An 18927-nucleotide genomic window follows, 5' to 3' on the forward strand; every position below is an offset into this window, starting at 1 on the left:
CGCCTCTGTGATCTTCGACGCTCTCGGCGCGCGCCCACCGCGATGACCTCGTACGGCGCTGTGTGCCGGTGAGTGCAACGCCCTGCAACCCTTCCCTTCGCGGCCGTCCGCGGAGTCTCCTGTCCTCCGGTGAAGTATCGGGAGGTCAGGTGGGAGAAACGGTGGCGGGGATCGTCGCGAATCCGGCTTCGGGGCGGGACATCCGCCGGCTGGTCGCGCAGGCGTCGGTGTTCCCCACCGCGGAGAAGGCGAACATGGTCCAGCGGCTGCTGGCGGCGTTCGCCGTGACCGGGCTCGACCGCGCCCTCGTCTCGACCGATCTCGGTGGGATCTCCGCCGCGGTCCTGCGCGCCCTGGGCCGGGGTGGCACCTGGCCGAAGGTCGACTTCTGCGAAGACGACCCCATCACCGGCACCGCGGCCGACACGACCAACGCGGTGCGCCGGATGGTCGAGGCGGGCGCCGGCGTCATCGTGGTCCTCGGCGGGGACGGGACCGCCCGGGTCGCCGCCGCGGCCTGCGAAGACGTGCCGATCCTCGCCCTCTCGACCGGGACCAACAACGCCTTCCCGCAGATGCGGGAGGCGACGGTCGCCGGACTGGCCGCCGGGCTGATCGCCACCGGGCAGGTCGACCCCGACCTCGTCACCCACCGCGTCAGCGTGCTCGAGGTCGTCACCAAAGCCCGCCGCGAGATCGCGCTCGTCGACGTCTGCGTGTCGCTGAGCAGGCACATCGGGGCTCGGGCGCTGTGGGACCCGGCGTCGCTCACCGAGCTGTACTGCACCTTCGCCGAGCCGGACGGCATCGGCCTCTCCAGCGTGCCCGGCCAGCTCTGCCCGAGCCCGCGGTCGAGCCCGGACGGCGTCGCGCTGCAGCTTGGGCCGGTCGGGGAGACGCCGTACGTCGTGCAGGCGCCGATCGCGCCCGGGCTGGTGCGGCCCGTCGGGGTGCGCGGGTGGGGTGTCCTCAAACCCGGGGTGCGGGTCGAGCTGGCCGCGGCCGGCGGGGTCATCGCGCTCGACGGGGAGCGCGAACTCGAGCTGAAGACCGGGGAGAGCGCGTTCGTGGAGCTCAAGCCGGACGGGCCGTGGTGCGTCGACGTCCGGGCGGCGATGGCGGAAGCGGCGAGGAAAGGGCTGTTGCGCACGGAAACCGACCAAGGGAAGGAGCGTCGAAGATGACGGACACCCTGCGGGAGGCGTATCGCGTGATGCGGACCATCCGGGCCTTCGAAGACCGCGTGCGCCAGGAGTTCGCGACCGGCGAAATCCCGGGGTTCGTGCACCTGTACGCCGGTGAGGAGGCCTCAGCCACCGGCGTCTGCCTCCACCTCGACGACCGGGACACGATCGCCGGCAGCCACCGCGGACACGGCCACTGCATCGCCAAGGGTGTCGACGTCAAGGGCATGATGGCCGAGATCTACGGCCGCCGGACCGGGTCGTGCCACGGCAAGGGCGGCTCGATGCACATCGCCGACCTCGCGAAGGGCATGCTCGGCGCGAACGGCATCGTCGGCGGGGGCCCGCCGCTCATCTGCGGCACCGCGCTCGCCGCGAAACGGCAGAACACCGGAGGTGTCGGAGTCGCCTTCTTCGGCGACGGCGCCGGCAACCAGGGGACGACGCTGGAGGCGCTGAACCTCGCGTCCGTCTGGAACCTGCCCGCGATCTTCGTCGTGGAGAACAACGGTTACGCCGAAGCGACGTCGAGCTCCTGGTCCGTTGCGTCGGACAACCTCGCCGATCGGGCCGCCGGCTTCGGTGTGCCCGGCGTGATCGTCGACGGGCTCGACTTCTTCGCCGTGCACGAGGCCGCGGGTGAAGCCGTCCAACACGCCCGCGAAGGCGGCGGTCCGACGCTGATCGAGGTCAAGTTCAGCCGTTGCTCCGGGCACTTCGAAGGGGACCTCGACTGCCTCAAGCGGTTCCGGGACCAGGTCACCGACAGCGGTGAGCTGCCCGGACCGGTCCTCGACGACCTCGACGCCGAAATCGCGAAGCTGATCGAAGACGCCGTCACCGAGGCGAAGGCCGCGCCGAAACCCACGAAGGAAGACCTCGAGACCGACGTCTACCTGACTTACTGAGAAGGGCGCGTCATGGCCAGGACGATCAGCTATCGCGAGGCCATCAACGAGGCGCTCGCACAGGAGATGGCCCGGGACGAGTCGTTCATTGTGCTGGGCGAGGACAACGCCGGCAGACCCGGGGACGACGGCCGGGGCGGTGTCCTCGGCGTCACGAAAGGCCTGGTCGACCGGTTCCCCGGCCGGGTGCTCGACACGCCTGTCTCGGAGTCGGCGTTCGTCGGCGCGGCGATCGGCGCCGCGACGCGGGGGCAGCGGCCCGTCGCGGAGCTGATGTTCATCGACTTCATGGGCGTCTGCTTCGACCAGATCTTCAACCAGGCGGCCAAGTTCCGGTACATGTTCGGCGGCAACGCGCGCACGCCGGTCGTGATCCGCACGATGTACGGCGCCGGGCTGCGGGCCGCCGCACAGCATTCGCAGTGCCTGTACCCGGTCTTCACGCACGTCCCCGGGCTGAAGGTCGTGGTGCCGTCGAGCCCGTACGAGGCGAAAGGCCTGCTGGTCCAGTCGATCCGGGACGACGACCCGGTGATCTTCTGCGAGCACAAGGCGCTCTACGACACCAGCGGCGAGGTGCCCGAGGACAGCTACACGATCCCGTTCGGCGAGGCGAACGTCGTCCGCGAGGGTCATGACGTCACGATCGTCGCCTTCGGGCGCATGGTCGCGGTCGCCGAAGCGGCGGCCGAGGAGCTGGCCGCCGCCGGGATCGAGGCCGAGGTCATCGACCCGCGCACCACCAGCCCGCTCGACACCGGAACGATCCTGACGAGCGTCGAGAGCACCGGACGGCTGGTCGTCGTCGACGAGGCGTCACCCCGCTGCAACCTCGCCACGGACATCTCCGCGCTCGTCGCCAAGGAGGCGTTCGGCGCCCTGCGCGCCCCGATCGAGATGGTGACGCCGCCGCACACGCCGGTCCCGTTCTCCGACGCGCTCGAGGACCTCTACATCCCGGACGCGCAGAAGGTGCTCAACGCGGCGAAGTCGGTTGTGGAGTACCGGCGATGATCCGGCGCGTCATACGCATCGATGCAGCGCCAACCGTGCTTGCCACCACCTTCCGATCACCTCACCGAAAAGGCAGACTGAGGAGGCGGAACGCAAGGAGCGGCGGTTGGGGCAGCAGAACCTCGAGGCAGCGTTGCCGGCCGGGGCGGACCCTCGGCGGTACGCGCGCGTCCTCACGCAGGTGCACGAAGCAGCGCTCGCCGGGAAAACCCTGCCCACGCGCCCGCGCGCGGTGATCGGCGCGTCCTGGGAGCGGATGCGCCGCCTCGGCCTGGACCCGGACAGCCGCGCCGCCGCGCCCGTCCTGACCTTCGAAGAGCTGGAGACGCGCCGCCGGACCAGCCGGCTGGCCGAGGCGCTGCCGACCCTGCGCGGCGGCCTGATCAGCCTCGCCGAACAGGCTTCGCACATCATGGTGATCGTCGACGCCGGTGGCACCGTGCTCTGGCGTGACGGCAGCGCCGCGGTCCGCCGCCGCGCCGACGGGCTCGGGTTCGTCGAAGGCGCCGACTGGCAGGAAGAAGCCGTCGGCACCAACGCGATCGGCACCGCCCTGGTCACCCGCCGCCCGGTGCAGGTCTACTCCGCCGAGCACTACGTCCGCGCGCAGCACTCCTGGACGTGCGCCGCCGCGCCGCTGCACGATCCTCGTGACGGCTCGCTGCTCGGCATCGTCGACCTCTCCGGGCCCGCCTCAACTGTGCACGCGACGACGTTGGCGCTGGTCGACGCCGTGACACGGCTCGCCGAGGCGCAGCTGCGCACCGCCCACCTCAGCGAGCTGGAACGGCTGCGCGGCTTCGCCGTCCCGGTGCTCGCGAAGGTCGGCGGGCGGGCCGTCGTGGCCGACGACCACGGCTGGGTCGCGGCCGCCGCCGGGCTCGCGCCGATCGACCGGATCGCGCTGCCCGCCGACCTCGCCCCGGGCGGGGTCTGGCTGCCGGCGTACGGCAACTGCGCGGTCGAGCCGGTGCCCGGCGGCTGGCTCGTCCGGGTCGTCGAGCACGGGGCCGCTCCGGCCACCCGGGTCGTCCTCGACGTCCGTTCGCCGCGCCAGCCCGAGCTGACCGTCGCCGGCGCGTCCGGGACGTGGACGCACCGGCTCAGCCCGCGCCACGCCGAGATGCTGTACGTGCTCGCCAGCCGGCGTGACGGCCGCTCGGCGTCCGAGCTGGCGCTCGACCTGTTCGGCGACCCCGGCCGCACGGTCACCGTCCGCGCCGAGATGTCCCGGCTGCGGCGCCACTTCGGCGGCATCCTCGGCGCGAAGCCGTACCGCTTCGCCGACGACGTCGAGGTGCTGGTCCGGCGGCCGCCGGACCCCGAAGCGGTGCTGCCGCACTCGCTCGCCCCGGCCATCCGCGGCTGAGCCGCCCGCGCGGGGAAGATGGGGGTGTGCCGAAACGTCCCGCGCTGCCGGACACCATCGCGCCGAGCTGGCTCGTCGTGCAGCTGCTCGGCACGCTCTTCTTCGCCGCGACGCTGCTGACGGCGCACGAGCCGGACCCGCGGATCTGGACGTGTTACGGCGTCTCGAGCGCGTGCTGGCTCGGGTTCGTCGTGTTCGCGTCGCGGGCGCCGAAGACCGCGGCCGTGCTGCTGGCCGTGGCGGGCACGCTGCCGGCGGTGATCGTCGGCTGGGCGGGGGACTCCTCGGCGATCGTGCTGTCCGTCATCGCGCTCGGCCGGCTCGCGACGCTCACCTCGGTCGGGGTCGCCGCGATCCTCGGGATCGGCCTGCTCGACATCGTGCTCGCGGCCGGCTCGCACCTGGTCGCCGGGCAGTCCCTGGCTGACGCGTTCTCCGACGCCGGCGTGATGCTGCTGCTCGTCCTGGTCGGGCTCAACCGGCGCCAGTACGAGGTCCAGGCGCTGCAGGCCGAGGCGCTGCTCGAACAGACCCGCGTCGCGCAGGCCGAGCACGCGCGGGCCGCCGCGCTCGACGAACGCACGAGGATCGCCCGCGAGCTGCACGACGTCCTGGCGCATTCCCTGGGAGCACTGGGGGTCCAGCTCGAACTCGCCGAAGCGCTGCTCGAAGAACGGTCCGATGTGGACGGTGCGCTCAAGTCCGTCCGGCGGTCGCGCCGGCTCGCCGCCGACGGGCTCGTCGAAGCGCGCAACGCCGTCACCGCGCTGCGCCGGGATGTCCTGCCACTCGCCGACGCGCTCGCCGCGACCGCCGCCACGCACGCCCGTGACCACCGCGTCGCCGTGTCCTTCGACGCGGACGGCGAACCCCGGCCGCTGCCGTCCGCGGTCGTCGTCGCGCTGGTCGGCATCGCGCGCGAAGCACTGACGAACGCCGGAAAACACGCGCCGGGCGAAGAAATCCGGATGCGGCTGACCTACGAACCGGACGCCGTCCGGCTCGACGTCCGCAACAAGCTGGGCGAATTCACTCGGACAGGTGAAGGTTTCGGTCTGGCCGGGATGCGCGAGCGGCTCGCCCTCGCCGGTGGCACGCTGAGTTCGGGGCCGGAAGACGGCCACTGGCGCGTGCTCGCGGAGGTGCGGAGTTGATCAGGGTGGTCGTGGCCGACGACCAGCAGTCGGTGCGCGAAGGGCTCGTCGCGCTGCTCGGCCTGCTCGACGACGTCGACGTGGTCGCTTCGGCGGGCAACGGCCGCGAAGCCGTCGACGTCCTCACCGCCTGCCCCGCCGACGTCGTGCTGATGGACCTGCGCATGCCGGAGCTCGACGGCGTCGCCGCGACCCGGCTGATCCGGCGCGACCACCCCGGCACCGCCGTGGTCGTCCTGACGACGTACGCCGACGACGCGTCGATCGCGGACGCGCTGCGTGCCGGCGCCCGCGGTTACCTGACGAAGAACTCCGGACGCGCCGAAATCGCCGCCGCGCTCCGGTCCGCGGCGGCCGGGCAGGCGATCTTCACCGGCGAGGTCTCCGACCGGCTCGTCGCCGCGCTCGGAACCTGGTCCGCGGCCGTGCAGAAGCCGCCTGACGGCCTGACCGCCCGCGAAGCCGAAGTCCTCACGCTCGTCGCGCGCGGCCTGACCAACCCGGAGATCGCCACCGAGCTCTACGTCGGCGAAGCCACGGTCAAAACGCACATCAACAACACCTTCGCGAAGATCGGCGCCCGGCACCGCGCGGAGGCCGTCAGGTACGCGTTGACGCACCGCCTCTGAGATCACGTGCTGATGACGGCGGGCGGTGCCGGTGGCTGCGCGCACGGCGACTCGGCTACCTTCTGCGAGTACAGCTTTCGGGGAGGAATCGGGGATGACCAGCACTGCGACGGCCCCGGGTCCCACGGCGCCCGCGCCGGGACCCCCGCCGTCGCCACCGGAAGGCCGCGACCGCGCCGGGGGCCGCAGCGGCCTGCTGGGCCTGCTGGACCTGCCGGGGCAGGGGGTGCGCGCGATCGTCCGGTCCGCCGCGACCACCCCGGGTCGGCTCACCGTGATCGCCGTCGGGCTGGTGCTGCTGGCCCTGGTCGCCGGGCTGGTCGCGACGCTGTCGGTGCAGGACCGCGACAACACCATCAGCGGGGTCATCGACCACCGCGAGCCCCTCGCCGCCGCTTCGCAGCAGGTCTACCGCTCACTCTCCGACGCCGACGCGACCGCCGCGAGCGCGTTCCTTTCGATCGGCACCGAACCGCCCGAACTCCGCCAGCGCTACGAGCGTGACATCGCCGAAGCGGGCGCCGCGCTCGCGAAGGCGGCTTCGGACGCTTCGGACGTCGCCGACGCGGCCGGTCCGGTCGACGTGCTGAACCAGCAGCTGCCCGTCTACACCGGGCTCGTCGAGACGGCGCGCGCGAACAACCGCCTCGGCTACCCGGTCGGCGCGTCGTATCTGCGCGAGGCGTCCGAGCTGATGCGCGCGAAGATCCTTCCCGCCGCGCAGGACCTCTACCGCGTCGACACCGCGCGGCTCGTCGAAGAGCAGGACAGCGCCACCGGATTCCCGTGGCTCGCCACGATCCTGATGGTCGCGTTGCTCGCGGCGCTCGTCGTCGCGCAGGTCTACCTGACCCGCCGCACCAACCGGCTGCTCAACGTCGGGCTCGTCGTCGCGACGGCGGCCGTCGTGGTGTCGCTGCTGTGGGGCGCGGTCGCGCTGATCTTCCAGGGCGCGCTCGTCGGCAGCGGGCAGGACGACGGATCCCACCGCGTCGACGTCCTGGTCCGCGCGCGGATCGCCGCGCTGCAGGCCCGCGCCGACGAAACGCTCACCCTGGTCGCCCGCGGTGACGGCGCGGCGTACGAGCGGGACTTCGGCACCAACGCGGCCCAGCTGCTGGGCCCCGACGGCCAGGGCGGCCTGCTCGGCGAGGCCCGCGGCCTGATCACCGACGGCGAAGGCGCCGCGAAGGTCGCCGACGCGACGAAGGCCGCAAACGACTGGCTGAAGGCCCACGCGCAGGTGCGCGCCCAGGACAACGGCGGGCTCTACCAGGAAGCCGTCGACGCCGCCGTGCTGGAGAGCAAGGACGGCGGCTCGGCGCCGGCGTTCCGGCGGCTCGACGACAGCCTCCAGGCCGCGATCGACGTCGGCCGGCAGCAGTTCCTCGACGACACCCACAACGGCGACCGCGCGCTGACGTTCCTCGCGCCCGGCCTCGCCGTGCTGGCCATCGTCGCCGCGGCGGGTGTCACCATGGGGGTCCGGGAGCGACTGAGGGAGTACCGGTGAGCAGGCGGGGGAACACGGTCCGTGCGGGTGTGCTGGCGCTCGTCGCGCTGCTGGCGGCGTCCTGCGGCAGTCCCGGGCAGCCGGTCGACCCGGCGCCGGTGAGCAACGCCGCCTGGCCGCAGCCCGCGCACGTCGGCGGGCCGGACGCGAGCGCCGGCGGGGGCACCGACACCAGCTGCAACCCGCTGGCCAGCCTGTCGCCGAGCAGCACGAACGTCCCCGACAGCTCGACCATGGGCGAGATCAAGCGCCGCGGGAAGCTGATCGCCGGGGTCGACCAGACCACCTACCTCTTCGGCTTCCGCAACCCCACCACGGGCAACCTCGAGGGTTTCGACATCGACATGGTGAACCAGATCGCGCGCGCGATCTTCGGCTCACCGGACGGCCACGTCCAGTTCCGCGCGATCACCTCGGGCCAGCGCGAGGAGGTCCTGGAGAAACACCAGGTCGACATCGTGGTCCGGACCTTCAGCATCACCTGCTCGCGGAAGAAGAACGTGCAGTTCTCGTCCGTCTACTACAAGGCGGGGCAGCGGATCCTGGTCACCAAGGAGTCCGACGTCACCAAGCTGGCCGACCTGAGCGGCAAGAAGGTGTGCGCGGCGAAGAAGTCGACGTCCGCGGCGAAGATCGCGACGGACCCGGCGAAGCCGGTGCCGGTCTCGGTGGACAACTGGTCGGACTGCCTGGTGATGCTCCAGCAGGGCCAGGTCGACGCCGTGTCGACCGACGACACGATCCTCGCCGGCATGGCCGCGCAGGACCCGGCGCTGCAGGTCGTCGGCGACCAGTTCAGCGAGGAGAACTACGGCATCGGCGTGCCGAAGGACAACGAGGACATGGTCCGCTTCGTCAACGCCGTGCTCGAAAACGTCCGCACCGGGGGCGCGTGGCAGGACAGCTACCGCAAGTGGGTGGAGCCCTCGCTGGGCCCGGCGTCCCCGCCGTCGGCGCAGTACCAGTGAGCCGGACGCGACTAGGATCGATCTCCGCACGCCGGGGATCTGGGAGGTAGCAGTGTCGGAGGAGCCGCGCCGTCCTCGGCACGCCGCGCCGGACGACGAGCAGCAGGTGGCCACGCCGAGCTGGCAGCCGCCACCGCCGGTGCGGTGGGAGACCCCGGAGCCGTCGATCTCCGGCCGCCTCGACGACGCCGAGCCGGGCCAGGAGACCGTCTTCCACGCGCCCGTGCGCCGCCCGCCGACCCCGCCGCGCGGCCAGCAGGCGCCCCCGCGCGGGCCGGTCCCGGGTGCGGACGACCCGACCCGCCCGCCGGGCAGCTTCCAGCCCGTCGCGCCGCCCACGCAGGCCGTGCAGCCGCCGACGCAGGCCGTCCGCCCGGACCCGAACGCGCCGCAGCCGACGAGCGTGCTCGCCGCGCCCGCGCCGGAGACCCAGAGCATCATGCCGCCGGCGCCCCGGCCGGAGACCGGCCCGGGCCTGCCGCTGCCGGACCCCGGCACCGAAAGCGTGCTGCCCGAGCGCCCCAGCGAAGGCCGGCACACCGGCACCGGGACGGGCACGGGCAGCGGGAGCGGTTCGGGCTCCGGGCCCGGCGCGTTCCCCGGCACTTCGCGGCGGACGTCGTCACGCAGCACGCGCTCGCGTCGCGGCCGGCTCGGCGCCGGGCTGGTCGACGTCCCGCCGGTGCCCGCGCGCGACCCCGCGTCGGCGGTGCTGGCGAACCCGATGGTGTCGGAGGAAAAGCGCTTCTGCAGCAAGTGTTCCGCCAAGGTCGGCCGGAGCACGGACGGGAAACCCGGTGCGGCGGAAGGAAAGTGCGACAACTGCGGCACGTCGTTCTCCTTCCTGCCCAAGCTGCAGCCGCACGAGCTGGTCGGCGGCCAGTACGAAGTGCTCGGCGCGCTCGCCTACGGCGGGCTCGGCTGGATCTACCTGGCGCAGGACCACAACGTCAGCGACCGCTGGGTCGTCCTCAAAGGACTGATCGACTCCGGCGACCCGACGGCGCTGGCCGCCGCGGCCAACGAACAGCGGTTCCTGGCCGAGGTCGAGCACCCCAACATCGTCAAGATCCACAACTTCGTGCAGCACCCGGACCGCCAGAGCGAGACGACCGTCGGCTACATCGTGATGGAGTACGTCGGCGGCCAGTCGCTGCGGCAGCTGGCCCTCGCGCACCACCGCGAAAGCCGCCGCCCCGAGCCGCTGCCGATCGGCCAGGTCATCGCGTACGGGCTGGAGATCCTGCCCGCCATGGGCTACCTGCACAGCCAGGGGATGCTCTACTGCGACCTCAAGCCGGACAACGTGATCCAGACCAACGAGCAGCTGAAGCTGATCGACCTGGGCGCCGTCCGCCGGCTCGACGACTACGAAAGCCCGCTGTTCTTCACCACCGGGTACAGCGCGCCGGAACTGGCGACCCAGGGCGCGTCGATCGCGTCGGACCTGTTCACCGTCGGGCGCACGCTCGCCGTGCTGAGCTTCGAGTTCACCGGCTACACCACCAAGTTCAAGACGACCCTGCCCAGCCCGGACGCGGTCCCGCTGTTCGCGCTGTTCGGCTCGTACTACCGGTTCCTGCGCCGCGCGACGCACACCGACCCCGACCGCCGGTTCCTCTCCGCCGAGGAGATGTCCGACCAGCTCACCGGCGTGCTGCGCGAGATCATGGCGCTCGGCACCGGCAAACCGCGGCCCGGCGCGTCCACGGTGTTCGGCCCGGAGAGCCGCACGTTCGGCGTCCAGCTCGTGGTGCCGGAGGCCGGCGCCAGCGTGCCGCTGCCCGGGGCGGCCGAAGTGGTCGCCGGCCTGCCGATCCCGCAGGTCGACACCGACGACCCGGCGGCGGGCGTGCTCGCGACGACGACCGCGCTCGACCCGCGCGGCGCCATCGAGGCCCTCGCCGGCGCGCCGCGGGAGTCGATCGAGGTGCGGCTGCGGATCGTGCGCGCCCGGATCGAGCTGGGCGAGCTGTCCGAAGCGCAGCGGCAGCTGCAGGCGGCGCAGTACCTGGCCATCAAGAACGGCTTCCCGCACGACTGGCGGATCGACTGGTACCGCGGCCTGATCGAGCTGGCCGGCGGCCGCTCCCGCGTCGCGCACGTCGCGTTCGAAGCCGTGTACGACGACCTGCCGGGCGAAGTCGCGCCGAAGCTGGCGCTGGCGATCAGCGCCGAAGGCGTCGGCGACTACTTCGCCGCGGCGCGGTTCTACGAGCTGGTCTGGCGGACCGACCGGAACTACGTCAGCGCCGCCTTCGGCCTCGCCCGCGTCTACCTCGCGCAGGGCGCGCGGGCGAGCGCGGTCGAGGTGCTCGAGACCGTGCCGCCGTCTTCGACCCACTACGTCGACGCCCAGGTCGCGGCCATCAAGATCAAGACGACGGCGACCAAGGCGAACGGCCGGGAGACCCCGGTCACCGAGCACGACCTGCTCGACGCGTCGGCCCGGCTCGAGCGGCTCCGCCTGGACGTCGAGCGTCAGACCCGGCTCAGCGCCGGAGTGCTCGAAGCCGCGTACGAGTGGCTTCGCGGGCCCAAGCAGAGCGCGCCTACGCAGGGCGCGCGCGTGCTGGGGTGTTCACTCGAGGAGCGTGAGCTGCGGTTCGGGCTGGAGCGGTGCTACCGCGCCCTGGCGCGGCTGGCGGCGACGATCGAGCAGCGCGTCGAGCTGGTGGACCGCGCGAACGCGATCCGGCCGCGCACGCTCACGTGAGCGTGCGCGTCAGGGGTTGATCTCCCAGTCGCCGCGCTGCCGCTGGTTCTTCTCGTGCTGCTCGGCCAGCTTCTCCAGCGCCTGCGGGTCGCCGTGCGTGCTGAAGTGCTCGAAGCCGACGACGATGAACAGCGCCCGGGCGCTCACCGCGATCGGGCCGTCTTCGGCGTCGAGCCGCCCGTCGGCGCTGACGTAGATCTTGCGGCCGGCGATGCCGTCGAGGCGGGCCTCGATGAACAGCGTCGAGCCGACCGGCACCGGACGGCGGAAGTCCGTCTCGAGCTTGCCGGTCACCGCCGGACGGCGCATCAGGTTGCCGACCGTCGAGCCGAGCGCCTCGTCGAACGCGCAGGCCAGCAGGCCGCCGTGGGCCAGCCCCGGCGCGCCCTGGTGCGCCGCGGTCACGGTGAACCGCGAGTGGATCACCTGGCCCTCGCCGACGGTCGAGCGCAGGTGCAGCCCGGCGTCGGCCTCGTCACCGCACCCGAAGCACTCGCCGAAGTGCACCCCGAGCTCGGTGCCCGGCGCCGGCGCCTTGGGGTGCGGAACCGCCGGCTCGACGGCCACCGGCGGCCAGGGTTGAGAAACACGACTCATGCGCTGACGTTAACTCGCCGGTAGACCCCGCCCGCGCGCGACCCGCGGCGTATGCAGGCAACGTATACCTCTCAGTAGCCGGAAAGTTCCCCACCGTAGAAGTTTTGCGGTTCAGGCTGCCGAGCTCCGGCGGCCGGGCAAGACTGGGTTGATGAGCTCGAACGGCCCAGTGGGCACTGCACGGAGGAGGTCGTCGCCGGCATGAGCGAACCTGGAGCATCGACGAGCAAGCCGCAAGCGGACGAGAGAACCGTCAAGCGCGCGGTGTGGGCGTCGGCCATGGGCAACGCCACCGAGTGGTACGACTACGGCGTCTTCACCTCGGGCGCGATCGCCGTCAGCATCGGCTCGGAGTTCTTCCCGGGCGAGGGCAACGCCGTGCTGAAGTCGCTGGCGCTGCTCGCGGTCGGGTTCATCGTGCGGCCGTTCGGCGGGGCGTTCTTCGGACCGCTCGGCGACAAGATCGGGCGCAAGAAGGTCCTCGCCATCACGATCCTGCTGATGTCGGGCTGCACCTTCCTGGTCGGCGTCCTGCCGACGTACTCCGGTGGGTACAGCATGGGCATCGCGGCGCCGATCGCGATTCTGCTGCTGCGGATCATCCAGGGCTTCTCCACCGGTGGTGAGTACGGCGGAGCGGCGACGTTCATCGCCGAGTACTCCCCGACGAAGCGCCGTGGCTTCTTCGGCAGCTTCCTCGAGCTCGGCACCCTGGCCGGCTACGTGCTCGGCAACCTCGTGGTGCTCTCCGTGACGCTCTCCCTGTCGGCCGACCAGGTCGACGCCTGGGGCTGGCGGATCCCGTTCTTCGTCGCGCTGCCGCTCGGCCTCGTCGGGCTCTACCTGCGGAACAAGCTCGAGGACACCCCCGAGTTCCGCCGGATGGAAGCCGCCGGCCACAAGCCGCACAAGGCGCCGCTCAAGGAGATCTTCACCCGCAACTGGCGGATGATCCTCAACCTGATCGGCATCGTGCTGCTGCTGAACGTCGCGGACTACCTGCTGCTGACCACGATGCCGACGTACTTCACCGAGACGCTGAAGATCAACGACAACACCTCGACGCTGATCATCATCGCGGTCGAAGTGCTCCAGATGGCGATCATCATCCCGCTGGGCGCGCTGTCCGACAAGATCGGCCGGAAACCGCTGCTGCTCACCGCGGCCATCGGGTTCCTGGTGCTGAGCTGGCCGTCGCTGAAGCTGATGCAGTCCGGCAGCATCTTCTGGCTGTTCGTCGGGTTCCTGATCGTGGCGATCCTGCTGGTGCTGATGCTCGCGGTGATCGGTTCGACGTTCCCGGCGATGTTCCCGACCCGCGTCCGGTACGGCTCGTTCGCGATCGGCTACAACGTCTCGACGTCGCTGTTCGGCGGCACCTGCGGTGTCATCGTGACGGCGTTGATCCAGAGCACCGGCAACCCGGACTGGCCGGCGTACTACCTGATGGCGGCCGCGCTGATCGCGATCATCCCGATCATCAAGATCCCGGAGACGTCCCAGGTGCCGATGGACCAGATCGAGACCGAGGGCAGCGGCGGCAAGCTGACTTCCGCGGGCGCTCAGCGCTGAGCTTCCGCCGGGAACACGAGTGCCCCGTCCGGATCACCGGGCGGGGCACTCGTGCGTCGCAGGTCAGCTGGCGTCGTTCCGAGGAGCGAAGCGCTTACGGGACCAGGCGGCGAGTGCACTCGCGACCACAACAGCGATTCCGGTTTCGACGATGAGTGCGGCGAACACCATGTGCTTCCTCCTCGGGTTCTCGGGCCGGCGACGCGGCGTCCGGCTGAGCAGTTGTCCGGCGTCCGATCGGAACACCACCCGGTTCATCGCCACGGGAAGCCCCGGTATTTCGTCGGAAACCGACATCGGCGCGGTGATCTGCGCCACGTCGCCGACCTGCGGAAACGGCTAGCGAGTCTGGGTCGGGGTCGGCAGTTGCGTGACGGTTTCGCTCGGGTTCGCCGACGGCGGTGACGACGGCCGCTCCTTGCGGCTCGTGGCCGGCGTCGGCACCGTCGTCTTCTGCGAACGCGGCGGCGGTGTCCGGCCCGGCTGCGCCGCGGGCGGCGCCACCGACGTCGCCGGAACCTCGGTGGTCGGCTGCGGGGCGGGCACGGAGGTGCCGACCGTGGACAGGACCGGGCCGGCGGGCTCGACCGGCTCCGGCGGCCCGGCGCGGTGACCGGCCAGGAAGCCGGCCACCGCCAGGATCACCGCCGTCGCGGTCGAGGTGCCCACGACCGCCACGCGCTTGCGTCGTCGCCGGATCCGGCCACCGCGTTCGATCACGTCGGCGGCCTCGAGGCGCATCGGCGGGGTGTCACCGGCGGCGCCGGTGAGGATCGCGCGGACGTCGTCTTCGGGGTCCATGTTCGTCACCTCCCCTCCGTGGTCACGCTGAAGGACAGCGCTTCGTAGTGCGGGCCGAGCCGGTTGCGCAGTGTTGCCAGGCCGCGGGAGGCCTGGCTCTTCACCGTGCCGGTGCTGCAGCCGAGGGCCTGCGCCGTCTCCTCGACGCTCAGGTCCTCGAAGTACCGCAGCACCAGCACGGCGCGCTGCTTGGGGCCCAGCACGGCCAGCGCCTGCCGGACCAGCATGTCCTGGTCGCTCCCGCCCGGCTCCGCCGGGAGCTCCGGCGGCGTGTCGGTGAGCCGCTCCCGCTTCCACCTGCTGCGCCGGTGCTCGGCGAGGAACGTGCGCAGCACGACCTTGCGGGCGTAGGTGTCCAAGGCGTCGTGGCGCGACAGCCTCGGCCAGGCGAGGTACAGCTTCAGCAGCGCGGCCTGCGTGAGGTCCTCGGCCTGGTGCCAGTCACCGCAGAGCAGGAAGGCCGTGGACCGCAGGCTGTGCGCGCGCTCGCCGAAGTACCGGGCGAACTCGCCGTCCCACGGCGAGCCCGGCCCGGTCGACGGACGGGAGCGGGAGATCACCGAGCTACCGGGTCACCCCGATGGCCGGCAGGTGCAGGTCACCGGTCGGGCCGGCGGGCACGGCACGCGGGACGCGCTGCGGACGGGCGGAGGGCGCCTTCGTCGCCTCACGCGGCGGCGCGGGCACGGCGGTCGGCGCCTGGGTCGGCTTGCGGCTGGTGGTCGGCTCCGCGGACGGCGGCGCGGAGGGCCGGGTGGTCGCGGTCGGGGCCGGCGGCTGCGCCTCCGAAGCCAGCGCGATGCCACCGGTCAGGGCGCCACCGGCGAGCACGAGCGCGCCGAGGGACAGGGCGATGCGGATACGCAAGACAGCTCCTCATTCTCGCGGGCGCGGCGGGGTCCGTCGCGCCTCTGCCCTTAGTCATGCCGTGGGTGATCAACCGGGTTGCATCGGATTCCGGCCGATCTTGAAGACGTTCGGAGCGGGTGCGGAGTTGCGGGCCGCCGTGGCCCGGAAACACGAACGGCCGGGAAGTCCGCGTGGGACTTCCCGGCCGCCCGGTGTTCGTGGAAGGTCTCAGCCGGCGAGGGCCGACAGCTTCTGCCAGCTCGCCCAGTCGTACGTCCAGTCGCTGTAGTCGCCGTCCTTGGCCGTCAGCGTCTGCGTGCTGCCGGTGATCTCCACCGGGTCGCCCGTGAGCACGCCGTCGTAGTACTCCTTGGCCCGCGCCGGCGAGAGGTTCAGGCAGCCGTGCGAGATGTTCTTCTTGCCCTGCGCCCAGACCGACGCCGCGAGGCCGTGGATGAACTCGCCGTTGTTGGAGATCCGGACCGCCCACGGCACCACGACGTTCTCGTAGTGGTACTTCGGGTTGCTCATCGCGTACGTCGCCTGCTTGCCCATCACGACGTGCGTGCCGCTGTGCGTGACGCGCCCCGGGTCGGAGTCCAGGCCGTAGCTCACCGGGTAGTCGGCGATCTGCTGGCCGTCGCGGATCACCTGCATCGTGTGCTGCGTGGTGTTCCCCTTGACGATCTGCGAACGCCCGATCGCGAAGCTCGCCGAGACGTCCTGCTTGCCGTACACGCCTTCGCCGATCTTGACGCCGTAGATCTTGGCGTTGACCTTCACCTGCGTGTTGGGCTTGAAGTACTCCTTCGGCCGCCAGTGCACCGAAGTGTCGCCGTTCAGCCAGGCCCAGGAGCCCTCGGTCTTCGGCGTCGTCTCGACCGACAGCGCCTTCTCGACGGACGCCTTGTCGGTGACGCGGCTCGGGAAGGTCAGCGCGATCGGCATCGCGATGCCGTACGTCTGGCCGTCGCCGACGTTCAGGCTCGCCTGCATCTGCCGCTTCGGCTTGACCGTGGTGAACGCGCCGCCGATGGGCACGTTCTTGCCGTCGGCGCCCTGCGCCTGCCCGGTCCACGTGTATGTCTTGCCGTAGCCGAGCTGCTCGGTGGTGCTCCAGCTCTTCTTGTCCGCCGACGTCTGGCCCTGGACCTGCTTGCCGTCCGGGTTGGTCAGCGTGACCGAGACGATCGTGCCGCTGTCGACCTTGACCCCGACCGGTTCGCCCGGCGCCACGTCCTGCGCGCCGCCGGCCGGCGTCACCGTCAGCTTCGCCGGCTGCGCGGTCGGCGCGGGCGGCTGCGTCGGGCCCCCGCCCGACGTCCCGCTCGCCGACACCGTCGGTTCGCTGCTGCACGCCCCCAGCGTGAGCACCGCGACCAAGCCCAGTGCCACCGCCGCGCCCCGGCGCCGCGTGGAAGTCCTCACCGTCACACCCATTCCCCTTTGCCCCTTTGGTGCTTCCCCTCATCGAGACGTCCCGTGGACCGGCGACGTTGAGCAAGAGTCGCGTGACGAAGGTCACAGTGGTCCCAGCGGGCTCTTACCGAGGGGGCACGGGCGACTCCGAGCCGTATCCGGTGATCACGGTGTCGCTGTGCTGCGCAAGACTATCCGGTGGGTCCGACAGAACGTGGTGGGGAGCCCTACGACGTTCCGGTGACCTTGGCCCGGACCGGCATTTTTGGGCTCGATCACGGGGTTCAACTTTGGCCAGATCCCGGTAGTCTGCTTGCAGGCCGTCGTTTTGCGTGTTCGTGGCTTCACACTCGCGGAACTTCTGACGCGAGCCATGGAGCCGACACGCTCTTGACTCGTCTCGTTGGAACCGCCCGGGACGGCCGGGGTGCCGCTTCGGTGGCATTCGAAGCGGATCTGTGTAACGAGGAGAACAGCGGTGGCGCAAGGCACTGTGAAGTGGTTCAACGCGGAGAAGGGCTTCGGCTTCATCGCGCAGGACGGCGGCGAAGGCGACGTTTTCGTTCACTACTCGGAGATCGAGGGCCGCGGCTTCCGCACCCTCGAGGAGAACCAGCGGGTGGAGTTCGAGGTCGGCCAGGGTCAGAAGGGCCCCCAGGCCCAGAAGGTCCGCGCGATCTGACAAACAGGCCCTCTGCGTTGTCTAAGGCCTGAGCGAAGGGCCCCCGGCGAGCTTTTTCGCCGGGGGCCCTTTCTCGTGTGTCCTGGTGGGGCCGCTGGGGTCAGCGGCGCCCGGCGACCGGCGCGTCGAAGGCGTCGGCGGGGAAGTGGAACTCGTCGGTGAGCTCGGTGAGCTCGCCGACCTGAACCTGCCGCTGGTCCTGCAGCGAGGATGCCTGGCCTTCCCAGTTGAGCCGCTCCAGGATCCACTCCTGGGCGAGCGCCTGGGGCGAGATGTCCCGGGCCTCGGCGATGTCCTTCAGCTGCTGGCTGGCAATGAGGCTCATCCGCAGCTGGAAGACCTGCGCTTCACCGAAGCGCTTGCCGGTCCCGGTGCTTTCGTTGTCGGCATCCGGCGCCAAAGCGGCCAGATACGAGGTGAGTTCCTTGTCCTCGACAACACCATCGTCCGCAGGCTTCGCGGCACCACGATGGCGTCCGGAGGACGCGGCTTTGAGGTTCGTCCGGCTGCTCAAGCGGCCAAGGGAGGGAAGAGGCACGCTGGCCACGATAACGGTTAGGTCTCACCACACAAACCACTGTGAGCCACAACACGCCGCCAACCATCCCCAATCAGCCCAACCCCACCCCAAACGGCCCAACCCTCAACCACACCCAGCAACCTGTCACCAACCCAACGAGTCGATCACCCAAAAACGACCCAACGAGCAAGGGCGCGCAGCGCCCGAAGCGGCGGCACCACGCAAACGAGCAAGGGCGCGCAGCGCCCGAAGCGCAACCACGGAAACCAGCGAGGGCGCGCCAGCGCCCAAGGCGTAACCACGCTGGAAGCCGAGCAGGAGGCACCGTGGGGGGTCCGGGGGGCTCGGCCCCCCGGGTCAGCACACCGGAATGAATGGACCCACGAAGGGCGTCAGCCCGAGGGGGTCCGAGAAATGGAGGACCCCCGCGCCAGGGGGAGGAACGCGGGGGTCGGAGGGGATCTCCACAGGCGCTGACCGGGGGTGTGTCAGCACTTCGATTGTTGCACGAGTTGGCTGGTTGGGCGAGTGGAGAGCGGGAAATTTCCGCTCCGGGTGTCACTTCGGGGCGGGGGTGACCGTCGTTCGGGTGGTGTTCTTCTCCGTGGTTGCCGATTGCGCTGCGTTGAGCGGAGCGTGGCCTCAGGTTCACTCTCCGGGGGGCTGTGTGTGGCGCCCGGCGCTGGTTAGCCTCGCGGCCAAGTTGTTGTGAGCCGTATGGAGGGGCTATGAGCGGGTCTGTTGAAGTGCGGCAGTTCCTCCTTCGGTACGAAGGTGCCGATGGGGGGAGTGCTCCGTTCGCCGGGGGGTTGCCGGCGCAGCGAAGCGGGGCTGCCGACGCGCAGCGGGTGTCGGACGACCAGGTGCGGCGGGCTCGGCTGGCGGTGGCGAACGGCGCGCTGGGGGTCGAGGACTGTGCGCAGCTGCTGGAGATGCTGGGGCTGAACGTGGACGAGGACGGGCAGGCGCCCGTCCAGCGTTAGGCGGGGTGGGCCCGGCGGGCAGGGTGGCTGCCGCCGGGCTCTTCCGGTG

The 18927-nt window shown here is 71.2% G+C and carries 19 protein-coding genes; 12 read left to right on the plus strand and 7 right to left on the minus strand.

The window, feature by feature from the left end; translation table 11 throughout:
• Positions 1 to 149: 149 nt before the first annotated feature.
• From ACZ63E_RS41465 to ACZ63E_RS41505, 9 genes are all read left to right on the plus strand, one after another.
• Positions 150 to 1184 (plus strand): ATP-NAD kinase family protein, encoded by a 1035-nt coding sequence (locus ACZ63E_RS41465; RefSeq protein ID WP_465341795.1) that lies wholly within the window; start codon positions 150 to 152, stop codon positions 1182 to 1184.
• A complete protein-coding gene (locus tag ACZ63E_RS41470) occupies positions 1181 to 2092 on the plus strand; it encodes a thiamine pyrophosphate-dependent dehydrogenase E1 component subunit alpha (protein WP_465341796.1) in 912 nt (303 codons plus the stop codon). Before ACZ63E_RS41465 ends, ACZ63E_RS41470 begins: the two co-directional genes overlap by 4 nt.
• 12 nt (positions 2093 to 2104) lie before the next feature.
• A complete protein-coding gene (locus ACZ63E_RS41475; protein WP_465341797.1) occupies positions 2105 to 3106 on the plus strand; it encodes an alpha-ketoacid dehydrogenase subunit beta in 1002 nt (333 codons plus the stop codon).
• A 106-nt stretch (positions 3107 to 3212) separates the two neighbouring features.
• Complete coding sequence (locus tag ACZ63E_RS41480) at positions 3213 to 4475, plus strand: GAF domain-containing protein (protein ID WP_465341799.1); 1263 nt, start codon at positions 3213 to 3215, stop codon at positions 4473 to 4475.
• Positions 4476 to 4501: 26 nt separating this feature from the next.
• Entirely contained in the window at positions 4502 to 5629 is a 1128-nt protein-coding gene (locus ACZ63E_RS41485) for a sensor histidine kinase (protein WP_465341801.1), read from the plus strand.
• Entirely contained in the window at positions 5626 to 6258 is a 633-nt protein-coding gene (locus ACZ63E_RS41490) for a response regulator transcription factor (protein WP_465341803.1), read from the plus strand. The genes ACZ63E_RS41485 and ACZ63E_RS41490 overlap by 4 nt, the downstream gene beginning before the upstream one ends.
• A 94-nt stretch (positions 6259 to 6352) precedes the next feature.
• Positions 6353 to 7771 (plus strand): hypothetical protein, encoded by a 1419-nt coding sequence (locus ACZ63E_RS41495; RefSeq protein WP_465341804.1) that lies wholly within the window; start codon positions 6353 to 6355, stop codon positions 7769 to 7771.
• Positions 7768 to 8739: a glutamate ABC transporter substrate-binding protein gene (locus ACZ63E_RS41500; RefSeq protein ID WP_465341805.1), complete on the plus strand. Its 972-nt coding sequence runs from the start codon at positions 7768 to 7770 to the stop codon at positions 8737 to 8739. Before ACZ63E_RS41495 ends, ACZ63E_RS41500 begins: the two co-directional genes overlap by 4 nt.
• Before the next feature lie 52 nt (positions 8740 to 8791).
• Positions 8792 to 11455, plus strand: coding sequence for a serine/threonine-protein kinase (locus tag ACZ63E_RS41505; RefSeq protein ID WP_465341807.1), 2664 nt, complete (start codon positions 8792 to 8794; stop codon positions 11453 to 11455).
• 9 nt (positions 11456 to 11464) lie between these two features.
• On the opposite strand, the gene ACZ63E_RS41510 is transcribed toward ACZ63E_RS41505, so the two are convergent.
• On the minus strand, positions 11465 to 12052 hold the full coding sequence (locus tag ACZ63E_RS41510) for a PaaI family thioesterase (RefSeq protein WP_465341809.1): 588 nt from the start codon (positions 12050 to 12052) through the stop codon (positions 11465 to 11467).
• Positions 12053 to 12253: 201 nt separating this feature from the next.
• Between ACZ63E_RS41510 and ACZ63E_RS41515 the strand changes: the two genes are divergently transcribed.
• On the plus strand, positions 12254 to 13624 hold the full coding sequence (locus ACZ63E_RS41515) for an MFS transporter (protein WP_465341811.1): 1371 nt from the start codon (positions 12254 to 12256) through the stop codon (positions 13622 to 13624).
• Between the two features lie 63 nt (positions 13625 to 13687).
• Here the strand turns inward: ACZ63E_RS41515 and ACZ63E_RS41520 are convergent, their stop codons facing one another.
• The 5 genes from ACZ63E_RS41520 to ACZ63E_RS41540 all read right to left on the minus strand — a co-directional run bounded on the left by ACZ63E_RS41520 (position 13688) and on the right by ACZ63E_RS41540 (position 16714).
• Positions 13688 to 13942, minus strand: a complete 255-nt coding sequence (locus tag ACZ63E_RS41520) for a hypothetical protein (protein WP_465341813.1) — start codon at positions 13940 to 13942, stop codon at positions 13688 to 13690.
• 21 nt (positions 13943 to 13963) lie between these two features.
• Positions 13964 to 14425 carry a hypothetical protein gene (locus ACZ63E_RS41525; protein WP_465341814.1) on the minus strand — a complete coding sequence of 154 codons (462 nt, stop codon included), beginning with the start codon at positions 14423 to 14425 and terminating at the stop codon, positions 13964 to 13966.
• Between the two features lie 5 nt (positions 14426 to 14430).
• The gene (locus ACZ63E_RS41530) at positions 14431 to 14985 is read right to left on the minus strand and encodes a SigE family RNA polymerase sigma factor (RefSeq protein WP_465341815.1); all 555 of its coding nucleotides are present in this window, start codon (positions 14983 to 14985) and stop codon (positions 14431 to 14433) included.
• A 4-nt stretch (positions 14986 to 14989) separates the two neighbouring features.
• Positions 14990 to 15292: a hypothetical protein gene (locus ACZ63E_RS41535; protein ID WP_465341817.1), complete on the minus strand. Its 303-nt coding sequence runs from the start codon at positions 15290 to 15292 to the stop codon at positions 14990 to 14992.
• Between the two features lie 210 nt (positions 15293 to 15502).
• Complete coding sequence (locus ACZ63E_RS41540; protein ID WP_465341818.1) at positions 15503 to 16714, minus strand: L,D-transpeptidase; 1212 nt, start codon at positions 16712 to 16714, stop codon at positions 15503 to 15505.
• A 457-nt stretch (positions 16715 to 17171) separates the two neighbouring features.
• Here ACZ63E_RS41540 and ACZ63E_RS41545 point away from each other — a divergent pair, with 457 nt between their 5' ends.
• The gene (locus ACZ63E_RS41545; RefSeq protein WP_003097368.1) at positions 17172 to 17375 is read left to right on the plus strand and encodes a cold-shock protein; all 204 of its coding nucleotides are present in this window, start codon (positions 17172 to 17174) and stop codon (positions 17373 to 17375) included.
• A 100-nt stretch (positions 17376 to 17475) separates the two neighbouring features.
• Here the strand turns inward: ACZ63E_RS41545 and ACZ63E_RS41550 are convergent, their stop codons facing one another.
• Positions 17476 to 17913 carry a hypothetical protein gene (locus ACZ63E_RS41550; protein ID WP_465341820.1) on the minus strand — a complete coding sequence of 146 codons (438 nt, stop codon included), beginning with the start codon at positions 17911 to 17913 and terminating at the stop codon, positions 17476 to 17478.
• Positions 17914 to 18623: 710 nt separating this feature from the next.
• Here ACZ63E_RS41550 and ACZ63E_RS41555 point away from each other — a divergent pair.
• On the plus strand, positions 18624 to 18878 hold the full coding sequence (locus ACZ63E_RS41555; protein ID WP_465313755.1) for a hypothetical protein: 255 nt from the start codon (positions 18624 to 18626) through the stop codon (positions 18876 to 18878).
• Positions 18879 to 18927: the final 49 nt, after the last annotated feature.

The sequence above is a fragment of the Amycolatopsis sp. NPDC104819 genome (assembly GCF_055583145.1).